Origin of the sequence: Heliorestis convoluta (assembly GCF_009649955.1) — a bacterium.
GTDB lineage: Bacteria > Bacillota > Desulfitobacteriia > Heliobacteriales > Heliobacteriaceae > Heliorestis > Heliorestis convoluta.
The window spans coordinates 2,605,643-2,619,676 of sequence record NZ_CP045875.1 but is presented as its reverse complement, the minus strand read 5'-3'; the positions used below and the strand labels follow the sequence as shown (position 1 = coordinate 2,619,676).

Here is a 14,034-nt window from a genome sequence, read left to right as displayed (position 1 = left end):
GAATATAACAAAAGGAACTTTTTGGGGTTTAAGGAAAAGGTAGAGATGTGATAAATACAGCAAGAAAAGACATTAAGACATCAAGAATCATCTTGGAAGGAGCGACAAATAGAGTATGTCTGAGAATCAACTAGAAAGAATTAGCCAATCTTTTTTAGCTTTTCAGAAAGCAGCGCATGATCTTCAAGAAGCAATCAAAGAAGGCAAATATGAATATACCCTTTATATGACCTATCCGTTTACTGAGGACTTCAATGATGTAGTTTCCAAAATATTCATTTGGAGCGAAGCACACAAAGATTACTTGACTATTTTACGAAAGCAACAGCAGGATAATGGCTGATAGAAGCGTACTATAAAGTTATCGGGATAGCGGGATAGACCAAAGAAAAACGTGAGGTCCTTGGCCTCACGTTTTTCTTTGAGAATCTATGAAGGTTTGGCAAGTCTAAAGGTACAGAATTTTTTTCTAATAAGAAGCAGGAAATGGCGAAGATAGAGCGAATAGTATAAGAGTAAGAGTTATCATTTCTAAAAAGAATATGTAGGAGGTTCCCAACGTGAAAAAGTTTATCTGTGTAATCTGTGGTTATGGCCATGAAGGCGACGCTCCACCAGAAGCTTGTCCTCAATGTAAAGCACCTGCTAGCAAGTTTGAAGAAAAAGCATCAGGCGAGCTGAACTGGGCTGATGAACATCGCATTGGCGTTGCCAAAGATGTGGACGCTCAAATCGTAGAAGGATTAAAAATGAACTTCATGGGCGAATGTACAGAAGTAGGCATGTACTTGGCCATGAGTCGTCAAGCTGACCGCGAAGGCTATCCTGAAGTCGCTGAAGCTTATAAGCGCATTGCTTTTGAAGAAGCAGAACATGCTGCAAAGTTTGCTGAGTTGCTTGGTGAAGTCGTTACCACTTCCACCAAGAAAAACCTCGAACTCCGTGTTGAAGCAGAATACGGCGCTTGTCAAGGCAAGCTCGATCTAGCCAAGCGGGCCAAAGAGCTCGGCCTTGATGCTGTTCATGATACAGTGCATGAAATGTGTAAAGACGAAGCTCGTCATGGTGCTGCCTTCAAAGGTTTGCTCGAGCGCCATTTCAGCAAATAAGAATAACGTAGTTCTTAACTCTTCATAAAGAGCCCCCTTCACAAAGGAAGGGGGCTCTTTTTTTTTCTGGAAAGCAATCTGTCATGCAAGAACCCCACACATAATAAAGCCAAGATAGACAAAGTTTATAAAGCATCCATAAAGCTCTTTTAACCTACAGGCAGTCCTTCTATGATACAATAACCTTTAATAGCTAATCTATCCAACCCATAGGTTCAATGAAACGAAGAACTTGTAATTCCAGAAGAAATAATAGTGTGGATCCGTAACATATATTTTGGTGGTAGGTGTTTTATGATGGACCAGCGATTTAAGCAAGCAGAGTTTGCGACCTGGGTCGGGATAGTCCTTAATGGGCTTCTAGCAGTCATGAAGGGGATTGTCGGTTGGCTATCAGGCAGTCGTGCTCTAATTGCCGACGCAGCCCATTCAGCTTCTGATGTAGCAGGCTCTGTTGCTGTTCTTGCAGGATTAAAGACGGCTCAAAAGCCACCCGATGCCAACCACCCCTATGGTCATGGCAAAGCAGAAAATGTTGCAACGATTGTGGTGGCTGTACTTTTAATTGTTGTGGGAATAGAGATAGCCATAGAATCAACAAAAGTTTTTTTCGGTGAGGTACCAAAAGCGCCCAAAGGGTATGCCTTGGTAGCCATTGTTATTTCAATCCTTGTAAAAGAATTATTGTTTCAGTATAAGCATCGTCTTGCAAAAAAAATTAACAGTTCAGCCTTACAAGCAGAAGCCTGGCATCATCGCTCAGACGCTTTATCTTCCATCGCTGCATTTGTTGGAGTTCTCGGTGCTGTGATTGGTCAACAGTATAATTATCCAATCTTAATTTACTTTGACCCTTTAGCAGGGCTCCTTGTCTCTGTGCTGGTTATCAAGATAGGATACACTCTCGCGAAAGAATCTGGATTGATCATGATGGAGCAAGTACTTGAGCCGGAAGAAACAGAACCTTTTCTAGAAACGGTTCATACAGTTTCAGGTGTTAGTAGAGTTGATGAACTATTTGCTAGAACCCACGGACACTATATCGTCATCGATATTAAGGTTAGTGTAGACCCTGATCTAAGTGTAGAAGAAGGTCATAGCATATCAAAAAATGTAAAAAATGCACTACTTGAAAAGCATAAAAATATCAGAAAAGTTTTTGTTCACATTAATCCCTATCGCGAGACACAAGATGGCATATAGAGATCCCACTTCCTACTTGTCCTTATGATTAACCTGCTTTATATTTCAAGAGCCCGCAAGAAGCCAAAAGCTTTCTTGCGGGCTCTTTCATTCGTCATTCGCTAACTCTCGTTACAAACAGATGGTAACAAAAAAAAATTACAAAATAATTATGGAAACACAATCTTAATCTTATCCCCAGGCAACTTCGTGACAATAAGCTTTTCATTGTAATACTTACCGACACCATGAATGCAAGCAATGGCAAGATCGACCAGGCCACGCTTAGACGAGTAAGACATAATAAGTGTCTTATCATCTTGCCAGTCATACGTAAACCGTGGTGGTGAGGCGCCAGACATGCGCTGCGTCATTGTTACGTGAATGGAATCAAGCTTTGTTAGAAACTCTTTAGAACTTTTCGAGCTAGTAAAGTAGAGTCTGTACATTTTCGGTGCAAATAGAGTAGACCAGTGCTGCCCAAAAGCATCTATAAACTGATTCATAGAAATCCTCAAAACACTAGAGGCTGTCTTCATAATTTTCATCGTATCAGAATCAGACACATCTTGTACGGGCAATAAAACTTTCATAGGTACAGAAGACTTTTGCAATGTTTCTTCCCATTTGCTTTCACCATGATTTTTTTTGATCAACTCTCGAATGCACATAAGGATAACACCTTTGATAAGAATAACCCCCTTTCTACAAAATACCAAAGAGAACCATACATATATACTCTTATTGTAATGCTTATTTTACAAATGTAAATAATAACATACTTATCATTTTGCGTCCTAGTTTATGTTCCCGTAACACATTTATGACCTTTTTGCATAGCATGCAGTGGAAGGTATTCCCATAAGAAAGTCTAAGAAAGGAGTGTTATCCGTAATGAGTCACGCCCACGGCTTTTTCGGTGGCGGTCTTCGCAGTATTGCAGGTCTTGTCATTGCTTTAATTGTAATAGGTGCATTCTTCCCTCATCTCTTTGGTCGGTACTAGAGTAAAAAAAATTTGATATCAGAAGGGAGGACTTTACAGTGAGCGCAGGAGGAAGAATTGGAGGAATCTTCGGTAACGATATTGTTGCATTAGCGATCCTCATCATCATCATTGCAATACTTGGATCATCAACATGGCGTGCTTATTAAAGCACTTTTCCATCTTTGTATAGCCTCTATCCCCGTAAAGTGAACCTGCCAACAACTACTTTTTTATGGGGGTAAAAAAATGGATCTTAGCTCCGTTATCAGCACATTGCTGAGCAACTTTGATGTACGTTCTTTAGGTCTGCCTAAGAAAGATGAGGAACTTGTTGCATCTTTGCTTAAAAAAATCAAAGCGAAGAAAAGTCTTACAGACAGCGAGAAAGCAAAAGCCCTACAACTGCTTTCTAAAATGTCCGGCACACTATCACCAACTCACAAAAAAACGATCATGAACTTTTTGGATAACAACGTTACACAAAAGGACATCGAAACAGTCAAAAAAATCAAAAGAAAGTTGTAAAGCAGAAAGCAACCCCTGTAACTTGGTTCTTAACCGATTACAGGGGTTGCTTTCTTACTTTCCTTTCCGAAACCAATGAAAAAGCTTCATCAGCTCTTTCGGTCTTTTAAAAAGTGTTAGAATCAAATTAAAAGCAAAAACAATCAGTCCAACCTTTGCCAGTTCTTCTAAAGATAAGTTCAAGTTAAAAAGAAAAGATATTATGTAAGCCACAAAGCCAGCAATGAGCATATTCAGAAAAGCGATGGAAACAAAAGTAGAGAGAACAAAAAAAGCAACGGCAATCTTTTTACCTAGGATAAAGATCCCTCCAAACAAAGCTCGAAAAATCCCTATAGTAAGCCTTTGCAAGAGCTGTGATATAATAGAGTTAGCTTGAAAATAATAGGCGAGGTCTAGCTCTACCGATAATAACATAAAATGCACGGAGGTGAGTCGCAGTGATACTGAATATGCAGTGGTTTAACGACGATGACGAATGGGCTTTTCTGATGAATGCAAAACTATATGAAGCCGACATGGTAGAGGCCATACTGGCTAACGCAGAAATCCCAACACGACGCATTTACAAAGATCATTTCATGAAAGTCATTACAGGCGGTTCGTTGCGTGGTGTAGACATTCATGTTCCTGTCTCAGACTTATATAAAGCCAAGATGCTCTTGCATGAAGATGCTGTAATTCGAGAAGACGAAGAAGGGTGCTAGCCAAGAAAGCTTTTGCACCCTTCTTTTATTTATTTTTCTTCGATCTGGACTCGCTCCATCACGATTTCCTCAACAGGAAAGCTTCTCTCACCACCGTTGCTCATCGTCACAGGTGCCTTTGAGATCTGCAAAGCCACATCGAAACCTTCAATAACACGACCGAAGACGGTGTAGTTAGGCGCTTGCTGATTCAAGTATTGAACAGAAGGCGATGTCTCATTGCCAGTAACGATAAAGAACTGGCTACCGTTTGTATTCGGTCCTGCGTTGGCCATGGCTACCACGCCAGGTCCATAGGGAAGAGCCGGCGGTAATTCATCAGCAAAAGTATAGCCAGGTCCACCGAACCCAAGGCCAACAGGATCCCCTGCCTGAATCATGAAATCTTCAACCACACGATGAAAGCGTATGCCGTCAAAAAAACCTTCTTGTGCTAAAAATACAAAAGAGTTGACAGCAAGCGGTGCCGCTTCAGGAAGTAGCTCAATCTTCATCGTACCATAGGTCGTTTCCATGGTGACGATATACTGATTATCAGGGTTAATGATGGTATCTGGTGCTTGAGGATACTGATTCTGCTTCATAGAAACAGCAGGAGGGCTTGTCTGTACAGACGATTGTGATGCATCGTCAACGTTACTTTGGCCATTGCTGCCACAACCTGCAAGTAAGAATACGCTGCATAGAGATAGTATCATGACTTTTTTCGCCTGTGAGAAGGAAAGCATTAAGAAAAACACTCCTTATTATAAGAATTCTTTCTGTACATTTGAGAAAAGGGATGGGGCGTAGAGGGCTTTGTTATGATAGCTTTTCTAAGCACACTTAAGTATAAAGCTCTTTCGCCAAAGGGACAAGCCTTGAAGGAACATCGCTTTTTTCCATAGAATAAAGAAATAAACAATCGCAGAGGAGACGATCAGAAATGGTGGACAACCAGGGCAGAGTACAAATTGTTGTGGATGGCGTAACAGGTGTGGGCAAAAGCAGTCTGGTGCAGATTCTTGCAGAGCATCTGAAACTGAAAGCCTATAACGAGGTTTTTGAGGATAAAAATCAATTACTACATAAGTTTTTTTATGATCGAGCACGGTGGGCCTTCCCTATGCAGATCAACTTTTTAACGAATCGTTATAAACAATATCGGGAAGCTTCTTGTCTCTATCAAGCGATTATGGATCGCTCGATCTACTCGGACGCTATCTTTGCCCGTATGTATCTAGAAGATGGTTATCTGACGAAAGAAGAATTTGCCGTCTATCACAACTTGCTTCAAAGCATGCTCGCTGATCTGATGCCGCCTCGTCTTATGGTGCGCCTCAAGGTAGATGCGAACGAAGCGATTTGCCGTATCCACAAAAGAGGCCGCGCTGATGAGCTAGAAGTTGAACGTGCTTACTGGGAGCGGCTCAATCGTTGTTATGATGCCACGTATGAAAATTACAGTGGTGGTCACTTGCTTACGGTAGACGTCACTTGCCTTGACTTTGTCAACAATCAACAAGACCGAAATCGCTTGCTCGATCAAATTATAACGGCATACTACGAAACAAAAGCATAAAAAACCTTGTAAAAAGAAAAATATTTCCAAAAAAGTAAAAATACTGGAAGGATTTTCCTTACCCTCCATAGAATACATTCTGCAAAAAGGAGGGAATAGAGATGATCAGCTTGCCAGAGGAGTTAACTGTGGCTCAAGCTGCCAAGTCGATGGGCCTGCAAAGGTATACCATTCGAGACGCCATTCATCGTGGCGAATTGCCAGCAAAGCAACAGAAGATTCCGGGAGGATTTCAGTATCTTATTCCCCTTGGAAGCCTGAAAGATTTTGGACGGCGTCGTGGTATTCAATCAACCGCTCTGGGTCTAGAAGGTCCAGAAAAGGTAGATAGCCCAGAAACGGCTCCTCAGAAAGAGGAGCAGGAGTCTCCTAACAAAAAGGTGCAAGAACCGGTGCCTTTTGAGACTTCTGGAAAAGATTCTGGTCATACCCAAGAAGAAAAAACTGTCGCAGTACCTGCGGCAGACCTATCCGAATTCATGCAGAAGCTTCCAGAGTGGGAACAGCGCATGGAACAACTTATAGAGCAGATGGTGGAAGTTCAAGCAGACGTGCTCGGTTTGAAAAAAGGTGTTCATCAACATCTGAGTAAAGTAGAAAGTCGAGTCGTCAATGTTCAACAAAGTGTAAATGGCGAATTGAAAGCGGCTGTTGACCGTTTGCGCCATAATAGCAACCAGAATTTCCAAGACATCAGAGCCGGATTGGATGGCTGGCATGACAATTTAGATGCTCTTATCGGTGAGATGAGAGTGAATGTACAAGAAATTGCAGCCAGTCAGACCGAGTCAGAGATGCGCCAAGCCTTTGTTAACAAACTTACTGTAGATAATCAGTCCACGGTGGGAGAGGTGAAAAAGCTTCTCGTGGAAGTGAACAAGGTTGTGAATAACCTATCAGAACAACAAGAAAAGAGCTCCGAAACGATAGAGCGTCATTTCGAAGATATGAAGACGTCTGTCGATGGTGTCAAACGATCTGTTGATCGCTCAACAGATATGATCATTAAATGGAGACAAAAGATGCAGAGAGAGCAGAGCAAAGGTAGCTCAAAAGGAATCAAAGGTTGGTTCAGTCGTTTCTGGGGCAATCCCCCCGCTTATTCGAAATGACGACGATAAAAAGAGGCTGTGATTCACTACGATCACGGCCTCTTCCTTTTCCTACAAAAGTTTTTTAAAAAAGACATAGAGAAGAAAAAATTCCCAGAAAAAAGAATGCTTTATAAAGCATCATGCTTTTTTTTCTGAAGTATTATGAAAAGCTGGGAGGAAGTAAGAAAGGGGATGTCGAATAAAAGAAAGTGTGCTCCTGCACATGTAGTAGTTAGTAGAAGTTGTTGAGGTGAAAAAAGTTGAGTCTTAACAGTCAACAACTAGAAGGGATCCTGGCTTGCTACAAACAAATTGAATCAGAGTTACGAGTAAAGCTGGAATCACTAAAAAGCCCTTTAGAAATGAAGTTCGGGAGACCGGTGATTCTATTTATCGAAAGTCGAACCAAAAAAGGCAACAGTTTAATCGAAAAAGCTCGACGCTATGGCTGGCAAGTTACAGAAGAGACAATTCATCGCATTAAAGATATAGCAGGCTTGCGCATCATTGTGCAGCATCTTGATGATATTGATCGAGTGGTTGATGTATTACATCAAAGAACAGACTTGCGTGTCATCGATGAAAAAGATTTTGTTCGCTCTCCCAAAACGAGTGGCTACCGCAGTTATCACCTGATCGTAGAGTATGATTATAACGATCTAAGGGGACCAGCGACTCGTTACGCTGAGATACAAGTCAGGACAGTAGGTCAACATTTTTGGGCCGTCTTACAGCATTCCATGATGTATAAGTATGGCCTCGAAGTGCCTAGCCATGTGGCTGAGAATTTGCGCCTTATCGCAGAAGAAACCAGTAACATGGATGAAAAAATGATGGTTATGCGCTGGGCCGTATCACGTGATTTAGAGACCGATGAAGTTCGGGATTATGCGGAAAAACTCGTAAAAAGCTTATATCAACAAGAAGGTTCTAAAGTGCAACAATCTATGACCTTCGACCCTCTGTCATACTTTGAGAAGATGAGTATTTTGGAGCTTAGCTTTTTACTTGGGCAACAAGGCATTGCAGCATCCGACTTTAATCCCCAGAGTTTAGCAAGATGTTCTTGCTGTAATGCTCCTTTTTTGCTTCATGAGAATGTTCGCGTGCTTACAGCCCAGAGTAACAGTTTGGCTGAGAAAAAAGCTGATCCAGTGCGACTTTGTAAAGTCTGCTATTCTCTCATCGTTCCTATTTTGCGGCGCGAATTGGCACCTTTAAGTTGTATCAATCGCGATTGGCTACAAAAAGCACAAGAAGAAACAAAGCACTTAAGTCGTAAGTTATACCAGTTTTTTTTAGAGCGCGTAAGAAATCCTTTGCGCAAAAGGCTACACCAGTCGGCAGCTCGTAAAGGAATCGCTATGTCTCAACAGACAGCGACACTTGATGTGGGTGCTGTAACCCTCTTTAAAGCGGTAATAGGCGACACAGTAACGATTCAAATCGATTCAGAATGGGACCCTCATCATGGTGAAGCAGAAACATTGGTATTGTACTTCAAACTGAACTATCGTGTGATTGGTCGCATGCAAATATCTTATACCTATCCCGAAATTGAATGGGATGAGTTTCACGAGCCGGAAATTATTGAACCAGAATCTTTTCTGTATAATGCGAGCGAGCTAAGTCGCCTTTTCTCTTTAATTGAAGTAGAGCTACAAGAGAGACCCGGTCCATTTACGATGGTTATTAATCGCTAGTAATGCAGGAGCAGATGGTGGTATGCAAAAGGCTGAACAATCTCAAGTAACCCCCTGTCAAGTCTAGAGACGGGGGGTTACTTGGCGTAACGATCGGCCACAGAAGTAGCGCCGAAAGCCAGCGGTTTTGTACGAATTGAGTAGTTGTACACACTAGCAAGGCTTTCAGCCCAGCCTACGATGCGTTGCAAATGCTGGCGGCTTTTTCCTCTATGGCCGCCATCGATGTGGAGTTCTAGTTCATAACACAACACTTTTTCATTAAGAATTTGACGTAGCTGACCGATTACTTCAATGGACATGTGCGTTTCGTACTCAAGCTTTTCGCCCAGTGGTAACAGACGATTCAGAGTATGAATATATTGATATGATTGAGCGCCTTTGCTCTGACGATAGACTGTAAGAGAAGTAACGACACGGGTTGAGCAACCATGTTTCTGGCTATCAGTTCCAACCCAGATCGATACTTTCGCATCGGGATATTCTGTAGAAAAAGTGTGAAAAGCTTGAACGACATGCTCGAGAGGCAATAATCCCTGTTGTCCTAGAAATAACACAAGGCGACCCCCTTCTCGGATTTGTCAGCCTGTACTTCTTGTTGTTCTATACTATGTTACTCCAGTTACGTTAAGATAGTATCAGAAGGTTTGGGAAAATTTCCAAAGAAGAAAACAACAATAAACTTACTGTTCTTGTCCTCCCTGTTCTTCTTGCTCTCCTTCTTCCTCGTCTTGCTTTTTCTGATCGCCTTCTTCTGTCGCTTTTTTGATTTGTTCCTGCACTTCTGGTTCTTCCATAATTTCTGTAAGAGATTCTTTCATTGTTTCTTTGACGGCATCTTCACGCATGGCCAGGGCAAGATGTTCTTGAAACGTTTGATCTCGAAGCATTTCTTGTAGCATTTTCTCAAACTTTGGATCTTCTGCAAGAACCATGTTCTGGAACTCAGGGTCGCGGATTGTGCGAGCAAGCTTCTCTTGATACTCATCAGTATTAATGATATCGAGCATCATCGCTTTCAAATCCTGATACTCTGGTGTCTCTTGTTCTTCCTGCTCTTGTTCCTGTCCTTGTTGTTGATTCTGTGTTTCCGCCTGTTGGCGCTGTGGTGTGCATGACGTAATCGCAGTAATCAATACAAAAGCAGCGATTAACAACCAGAATAGACGATACATTTCATCGGCCCCCTTATATTGTCATCGTTTAAAATGCCCACCATGGTGGCATGACTATTCTAGAATCTGCTTTTTACAGGCGATTTGTCAAAACTGTATACTCCTATCTTTTCGCACATATAATAACAGCAAGGAAAGGGGTGAGCTCCTTGTCAAAAATCGTAACAATAGGAGCTAGCCGTAACCTGGACGTAATAGGAAAGAGGCTGTTCAGAGAGATACGTGCATTGACTGGTGAAGGATGGAAAATAGCTTGCGAACATTCTTACGACGAAAAAATTCACAAGCTCCAAGTTGTTATTGAAAAAGTACCAGCCGGTGAAACGGCCAAAGACATGATACGAATTCTTCAACAGTACATGGCTCGTCAAATCACAGAATGGATTCTTGATGACTGGGAAAAAGAGATGCTTAAAAAGTATGCGAAAACAAAGTATTATTACTTTTCCGACGCCGAGCGAAGGAACATCATCGACAAAGCTTTACGAATTCTACAGCAAGAAGAAGAAACATCGAAAGATTATATTATCTATCGAGTTGGTCGCAACGAACGCATACTAGAGCGACTCCTAGAAGTGATGATTCTTCGTAAGGAAATTCACATTGACGGTTTTATCCGTTTTCGCTTAAAAGACTATACGAAATCGCTATGTGAAGCGCTAGACTTAGCTGTCGATGAATATATGATGGAAAAGGAATATAATGAATTTGTTCGCTTGCTTAAATATTTCCTGGAAATTCAGGATTCGCGCATTCCTCTCGTCCATGTCTTTTTACGTTCAGGAGGGCAATTTCAGCTTATTGATGACAAGGGAAATCCAGTAATCCATGAAGCGATGGAAGGATTACAAGAGGAAGAAGTAAAACAGTATGTAAGTTACGATGACCTTTTAATCAGTGCTTTAATCACCGTAGCGCCAGAACAGGTCTTAATTCATGCCCAAGAAAGAGAACACAAAAGTGAAGCTATCAATACGATTAAAGCTGTCTTCGGTGAACGACTCCACCATTGTCCAGGTTGCGAACGATGTTTGACCGCTCTCAAGGGAAGAGAACGGGAAGCCTGGGTTGTCAACCCATCAACATAAGATCGACCAGGAACATATGAAGGCAGTGTAATACTGCCTTTTTTTACGGGTTTTTGCAGTGATTGCTAGAAATAAAAATATAGAATATTTTTTTGATGAAAAATCGTAGATCCTACAAGGCCAAACTTGCTTCTTACGCCCCCAATCTGCTATTCTTGGCTTATGATAACAATAGACTTATACTTCATGCCGATCATTGGGGCTGTTATTGGCTGGTTCACCAACCTGCTAGCGGTAAGCATGCTTTTTCGACCTTATCACCCCATTGTTTTGCCGGGATTGCCTTGGACCATTCAAGGTCTCATACCAAGGCGACAAGGGGAAATGGCTATCAAAGTGGGAGAGATTGTAGAGGAGCAATTGCTTTCCCAGGACGATTTAATGGCACGAATTAATACGCAAGAGACACGAGAAAAGCTATCTCGTTCTCTATCAGAAGTAATCTCTGCTCGCCTTGCGGAAAGAGTTCCCGCTTTTCTTCCCTTAGGCATTCGACAAGTGCTAACAGAGCTGTCTCGCGATCTGGTCAAGAAAGAGGCACCCGCTGTTTTAGACCGAATGGCTCGACAGCTCGACACGTCCATACGAGAACACATATCGATTAAGGAGATGGTGGAAGAAAGAATTCGAAGCCTCGACTTAAAAGAAATGGAGCAACTGGTTCTACGAGTGGCTTCGAAAGAATTGCGTCACATTGTTGTTCTTGGTGGTGCTCTTGGTTTTCTAGTCGGTCTGATTCAAGCTTTAGTTTCTTATATGATTCGTCTCTGGTTGCTCTAATCGGTCACGATAGAAGAACCCTTAGAGGACTTTTATTGACAAGCTCTTACAGGATGTTTAAAATTAAATTTTGAGATGGAATGTAGGGCCTCTCGCTCCCAGTCAGGGAAAGAGAGGCTTACTTGTATATGAGGAGGACTCACTTTGAATATGGTGAAGGTAACCCTGAAAGATGGTTCTGTTCGAGAGTTTTCAGAGGGAACAACTCTTGGCGAGATGGCTTATGCCATCAGTCGTAAACTGGGTCAACATGCTCTCGCAGGCAAAATTAATGGCAAAGTGGTTAGTTTATCGACATCCGTTGACGAAGATAGTGCCATCGAAATTCTTACCTTTGATGATGCAGAAGGTCGAGAAGTCTACCGTCACTCTTCTTCTCACCTTTTGGCCCAGGCTGTACAAAGATTGTTCCCTGGAACAAAGCTGGGTATTGGTCCGGCCATTGCCGAAGGCTTCTACTATGATTTTGATTCTTTGCATAAGTTCACACCGGAAGATATCGAAGCCATTGAAAAGGAAATGGCCGCTATTGTCAAAGCCGACTACCCCATTGAAGGCAAAGTTCTCCCTCGTGACGAAGCCATTCGCTTTTTTGAAGAAAAGGGAGAATCCTATAAAGTAGAGCTGATTCAAGATCTCCCATTGGATGCGGCGATTAGCATCTACAGTCAAGACGACTTCTGCGATCTTTGCGCAGGACCTCATCTTCCTTCCACAGGGCGCTTAAAAGCATTCAAATTAATGAGCTTAGCCGGCGCTTACTGGAGAGGCAGTGAGAAGAACAAGATGCTACAGCGCATCTATGGCACTTCCTTCCCCAAAAAGTCAGAACTGGACGAACATCTTCATCGTCTTGAAGAAGCCAAGCGCCGTGATCATCGCAAGATTGGTCAGGAGTTAGAACTCTTTACGATGATGGAAGAAGGCCCAGGTTTCCCCTTCTTTTTCCCCAAAGGCATGATATTGCGCAATGAATTGGAGAAGTTCTGGCGCCAAGAACATGAAAAAGCAGGCTACCAAGAAATCAGAACGCCCGTTATCTTGAACAGAGCGCTCTGGGAGCGTTCCGGTCATTGGGATCACTATCATGAGAATATGTACTTTACCCAAATTGATGAACAAGATTTTGCGGTGAAGCCGATGAACTGCCCTGGTGGGATGCTTGTCTACAAGTCAGGCATTCATTCTTACCGTGACTTGCCTCTTCGCTTAGCAGAGCTTGGCCTTGTCCATCGTCATGAACTCTCCGGTGCTCTCCACGGCTTGATGCGGGTACGCTGCTTTACCCAAGATGATGCCCATATCTTTATGCTGCCTTCTCAGATCAAAGACGAGATTATTGCTGTGATTGACCTTGTCGATCGCTTTTACAAGGCTTTCGGCTTTGAATACCATGTTGAACTTTCTACAAGACCGGAAAAATCCATGGGCAGTGATGAAAGCTGGGAAGTAGCCACAACAGCCTTAGAAGAAGCCTTAAAAGCGCGAGATATGGCTTACAAAGTCAACCCTGGCGACGGTGCTTTTTACGGACCGAAGATTGATTTCCACCTTCGCGATTGTCTCGGCAGAACCTGGCAGTGTGGTACCATCCAGCTTGACTTCCAATTGCCGGAGAAGTTTGACCTTAACTATGTCGGCGAAGATGGCCAGAAGCATAGACCGGTTATGATTCATCGCGTTGTCTTTGGATCGATTGAGCGCTTTATTGGTATTCTGACAGAGCATTATGCCGGGGCTTTCCCTGTCTGGCTGGCGCCGGAGCAAGTGCGCGTATTGCCGATTACAGACCGTCACCGTGATTATGCTGAACAAGTGAAAGTTGCCTTGGCTAATGCTGGCGTTCGCGTAGAAGTCGATGGTCGCAGTGAGAAGATTGGCTACAAGATTCGAGAAGGTCAGGTGAAGAAGGTACCTTACTTGCTTGTCGTCGGTGATAAAGAAGCGGAAAACGGTGCCGTCGCTGTGCGTAAGCGCGGGGAAGGGGACCTGGGGGCTATAGCCTTAGAAGAATTTGTGGAAAGAATTAAGCGAGAAATAGTAACCAAAGAGAACCCTGATATGGTGAAGTGCTAAACAAGAGACTCACGAAATAATAGAGCCCCTTTCAGCTACATTGCTTG

Annotated in this window: 16 protein-coding genes; 11 read left to right on the top strand and 5 right to left on the bottom strand. The window is 42.7% G+C overall.

Going from position 1 to position 14,034, the window contains the following annotated elements; genetic code table 11:
- Window positions 1–115 precede the first annotated feature (115 nt).
- From FTV88_RS12505 to FTV88_RS12495, 3 genes are all read left to right on the top strand, one after another.
- Complete coding sequence (locus FTV88_RS12505) at window positions 116–343, top strand: hypothetical protein (RefSeq protein WP_153725923.1); 228 nt, start codon at window positions 116–118, stop codon at window positions 341–343.
- Between the two features lie 217 nt (window positions 344–560).
- Entirely contained in the window at window positions 561–1,109 is a 549-nt protein-coding gene (locus FTV88_RS12500; RefSeq protein ID WP_153725922.1) for an NADH peroxidase, read from the top strand.
- Window positions 1,110–1,403: 294 nt separating this feature from the next.
- On the top strand, window positions 1,404–2,312 hold the full coding sequence (locus tag FTV88_RS12495; protein WP_207707870.1) for a cation diffusion facilitator family transporter: 909 nt from the start codon (window positions 1,404–1,406) through the stop codon (window positions 2,310–2,312).
- A 149-nt stretch (window positions 2,313–2,461) separates the two neighbouring features.
- On the opposite strand, the gene FTV88_RS12490 is transcribed toward FTV88_RS12495, so the two are convergent.
- Window positions 2,462–3,010: a heme NO-binding domain-containing protein gene (locus tag FTV88_RS12490; RefSeq protein WP_279236812.1), complete on the bottom strand. Its 549-nt coding sequence runs from the start codon at window positions 3,008–3,010 to the stop codon at window positions 2,462–2,464.
- 514 nt (window positions 3,011–3,524) lie between these two features.
- On the opposite strand from FTV88_RS12490, the gene FTV88_RS12485 reads away from it, so the two are divergent.
- Entirely contained in the window at window positions 3,525–3,803 is a 279-nt protein-coding gene (locus tag FTV88_RS12485) for a hypothetical protein (protein ID WP_153725920.1), read from the top strand.
- A gap of 54 nt (window positions 3,804–3,857) precedes the next feature.
- Here the strand turns inward: FTV88_RS12485 and FTV88_RS12480 are convergent, their stop codons facing one another.
- Window positions 3,858–4,229, bottom strand: a complete 372-nt coding sequence (locus FTV88_RS12480) for a hypothetical protein (protein ID WP_153725919.1) — start codon at window positions 4,227–4,229, stop codon at window positions 3,858–3,860.
- Window positions 4,230–4,243: 14 nt separating this feature from the next.
- Here FTV88_RS12480 and FTV88_RS12475 point away from each other — a divergent pair, with 14 nt between their 5' ends.
- On the top strand, window positions 4,244–4,510 hold the full coding sequence (locus FTV88_RS12475; protein WP_153725918.1) for a putative signal transducing protein: 267 nt from the start codon (window positions 4,244–4,246) through the stop codon (window positions 4,508–4,510).
- Between the two features lie 29 nt (window positions 4,511–4,539).
- Here FTV88_RS12475 and FTV88_RS12470 read toward each other — a convergent pair whose 3' ends face one another.
- Window positions 4,540–5,238 (bottom strand): peptidylprolyl isomerase, encoded by a 699-nt coding sequence (locus tag FTV88_RS12470; protein ID WP_207707869.1) that lies wholly within the window; start codon window positions 5,236–5,238, stop codon window positions 4,540–4,542.
- A gap of 197 nt (window positions 5,239–5,435) precedes the next feature.
- Between FTV88_RS12470 and FTV88_RS12465 the strand changes: the two genes are divergently transcribed.
- The 3 genes from FTV88_RS12465 to FTV88_RS12455 all read left to right on the top strand — a co-directional run bounded on the left by FTV88_RS12465 (window position 5,436) and on the right by FTV88_RS12455 (window position 8,868).
- Complete coding sequence (locus tag FTV88_RS12465) at window positions 5,436–6,071, top strand: deoxynucleoside kinase (protein WP_153725917.1); 636 nt, start codon at window positions 5,436–5,438, stop codon at window positions 6,069–6,071.
- A gap of 101 nt (window positions 6,072–6,172) precedes the next feature.
- Window positions 6,173–7,183, top strand: coding sequence for a MerR family transcriptional regulator (locus FTV88_RS12460; protein WP_153725916.1), 1,011 nt, complete (start codon window positions 6,173–6,175; stop codon window positions 7,181–7,183).
- A gap of 242 nt (window positions 7,184–7,425) precedes the next feature.
- Window positions 7,426–8,868: a GTP pyrophosphokinase gene (locus tag FTV88_RS12455; protein WP_153725915.1), complete on the top strand. Its 1,443-nt coding sequence runs from the start codon at window positions 7,426–7,428 to the stop codon at window positions 8,866–8,868.
- A 77-nt stretch (window positions 8,869–8,945) separates the two neighbouring features.
- On the opposite strand, the gene FTV88_RS12450 is transcribed toward FTV88_RS12455, so the two are convergent.
- Together FTV88_RS12450 and FTV88_RS12445 are read right to left on the bottom strand one after the other, a co-directional pair.
- Entirely contained in the window at window positions 8,946–9,425 is a 480-nt protein-coding gene (locus tag FTV88_RS12450) for a ribonuclease H-like YkuK family protein (protein WP_162008039.1), read from the bottom strand.
- Window positions 9,426–9,551: 126 nt separating this feature from the next.
- Window positions 9,552–10,043 (bottom strand): hypothetical protein, encoded by a 492-nt coding sequence (locus tag FTV88_RS12445; RefSeq protein ID WP_153725913.1) that lies wholly within the window; start codon window positions 10,041–10,043, stop codon window positions 9,552–9,554.
- 149 nt (window positions 10,044–10,192) lie between these two features.
- Between FTV88_RS12445 and ytxC the strand changes: the two genes are divergently transcribed.
- From ytxC to thrS, 3 genes are all read left to right on the top strand, one after another.
- Complete coding sequence (gene ytxC / locus FTV88_RS12440; RefSeq protein ID WP_162008038.1) at window positions 10,193–11,131, top strand: putative sporulation protein YtxC; 939 nt, start codon at window positions 10,193–10,195, stop codon at window positions 11,129–11,131.
- Between the two features lie 186 nt (window positions 11,132–11,317).
- Window positions 11,318–11,911, top strand: a complete 594-nt coding sequence (locus tag FTV88_RS12435; RefSeq protein WP_162008037.1) for a DUF445 domain-containing protein — start codon at window positions 11,318–11,320, stop codon at window positions 11,909–11,911.
- 150 nt (window positions 11,912–12,061) lie between these two features.
- The gene (thrS, locus tag FTV88_RS12430; RefSeq protein WP_153726649.1) at window positions 12,062–13,987 is read left to right on the top strand and encodes a threonine--tRNA ligase; all 1,926 of its coding nucleotides are present in this window, start codon (window positions 12,062–12,064) and stop codon (window positions 13,985–13,987) included.
- Window positions 13,988–14,034 lie beyond the last annotated feature (47 nt).

What these genes read in the sequence shown, in the direction of transcription:
- FTV88_RS12470 (WP_207707869.1), bottom strand. Translation starts at nt 5,238, where the DNA reads ATGCTTTCCTTCTCACAGGCGAAAAAAGTCATGATACTATCTCTATGC.
- FTV88_RS12465 (WP_153725917.1), top strand. Translation starts at nt 5,436, where the DNA reads ATGGTGGACAACCAGGGCAGAGTACAAATTGTTGTGGATGGCGTAACA.
- FTV88_RS12445 (WP_153725913.1), bottom strand. Translation starts at nt 10,043, where the DNA reads ATGTATCGTCTATTCTGGTTGTTAATCGCTGCTTTTGTATTGATTACT.
- FTV88_RS12485 (WP_153725920.1), top strand. Translation starts at nt 3,525, where the DNA reads ATGGATCTTAGCTCCGTTATCAGCACATTGCTGAGCAACTTTGATGTA.
- FTV88_RS12435 (WP_162008037.1), top strand. Translation starts at nt 11,318, where the DNA reads ATGCCGATCATTGGGGCTGTTATTGGCTGGTTCACCAACCTGCTAGCG.
- FTV88_RS12505 (WP_153725923.1), top strand. Translation starts at nt 116, where the DNA reads ATGTCTGAGAATCAACTAGAAAGAATTAGCCAATCTTTTTTAGCTTTT.
- FTV88_RS12460 (WP_153725916.1), top strand. Translation starts at nt 6,173, where the DNA reads ATGATCAGCTTGCCAGAGGAGTTAACTGTGGCTCAAGCTGCCAAGTCG.
- FTV88_RS12495 (WP_207707870.1), top strand. Translation starts at nt 1,404, where the DNA reads ATGATGGACCAGCGATTTAAGCAAGCAGAGTTTGCGACCTGGGTCGGG.
- thrS (WP_153726649.1), top strand. Translation starts at nt 12,062, where the DNA reads ATGGTGAAGGTAACCCTGAAAGATGGTTCTGTTCGAGAGTTTTCAGAG.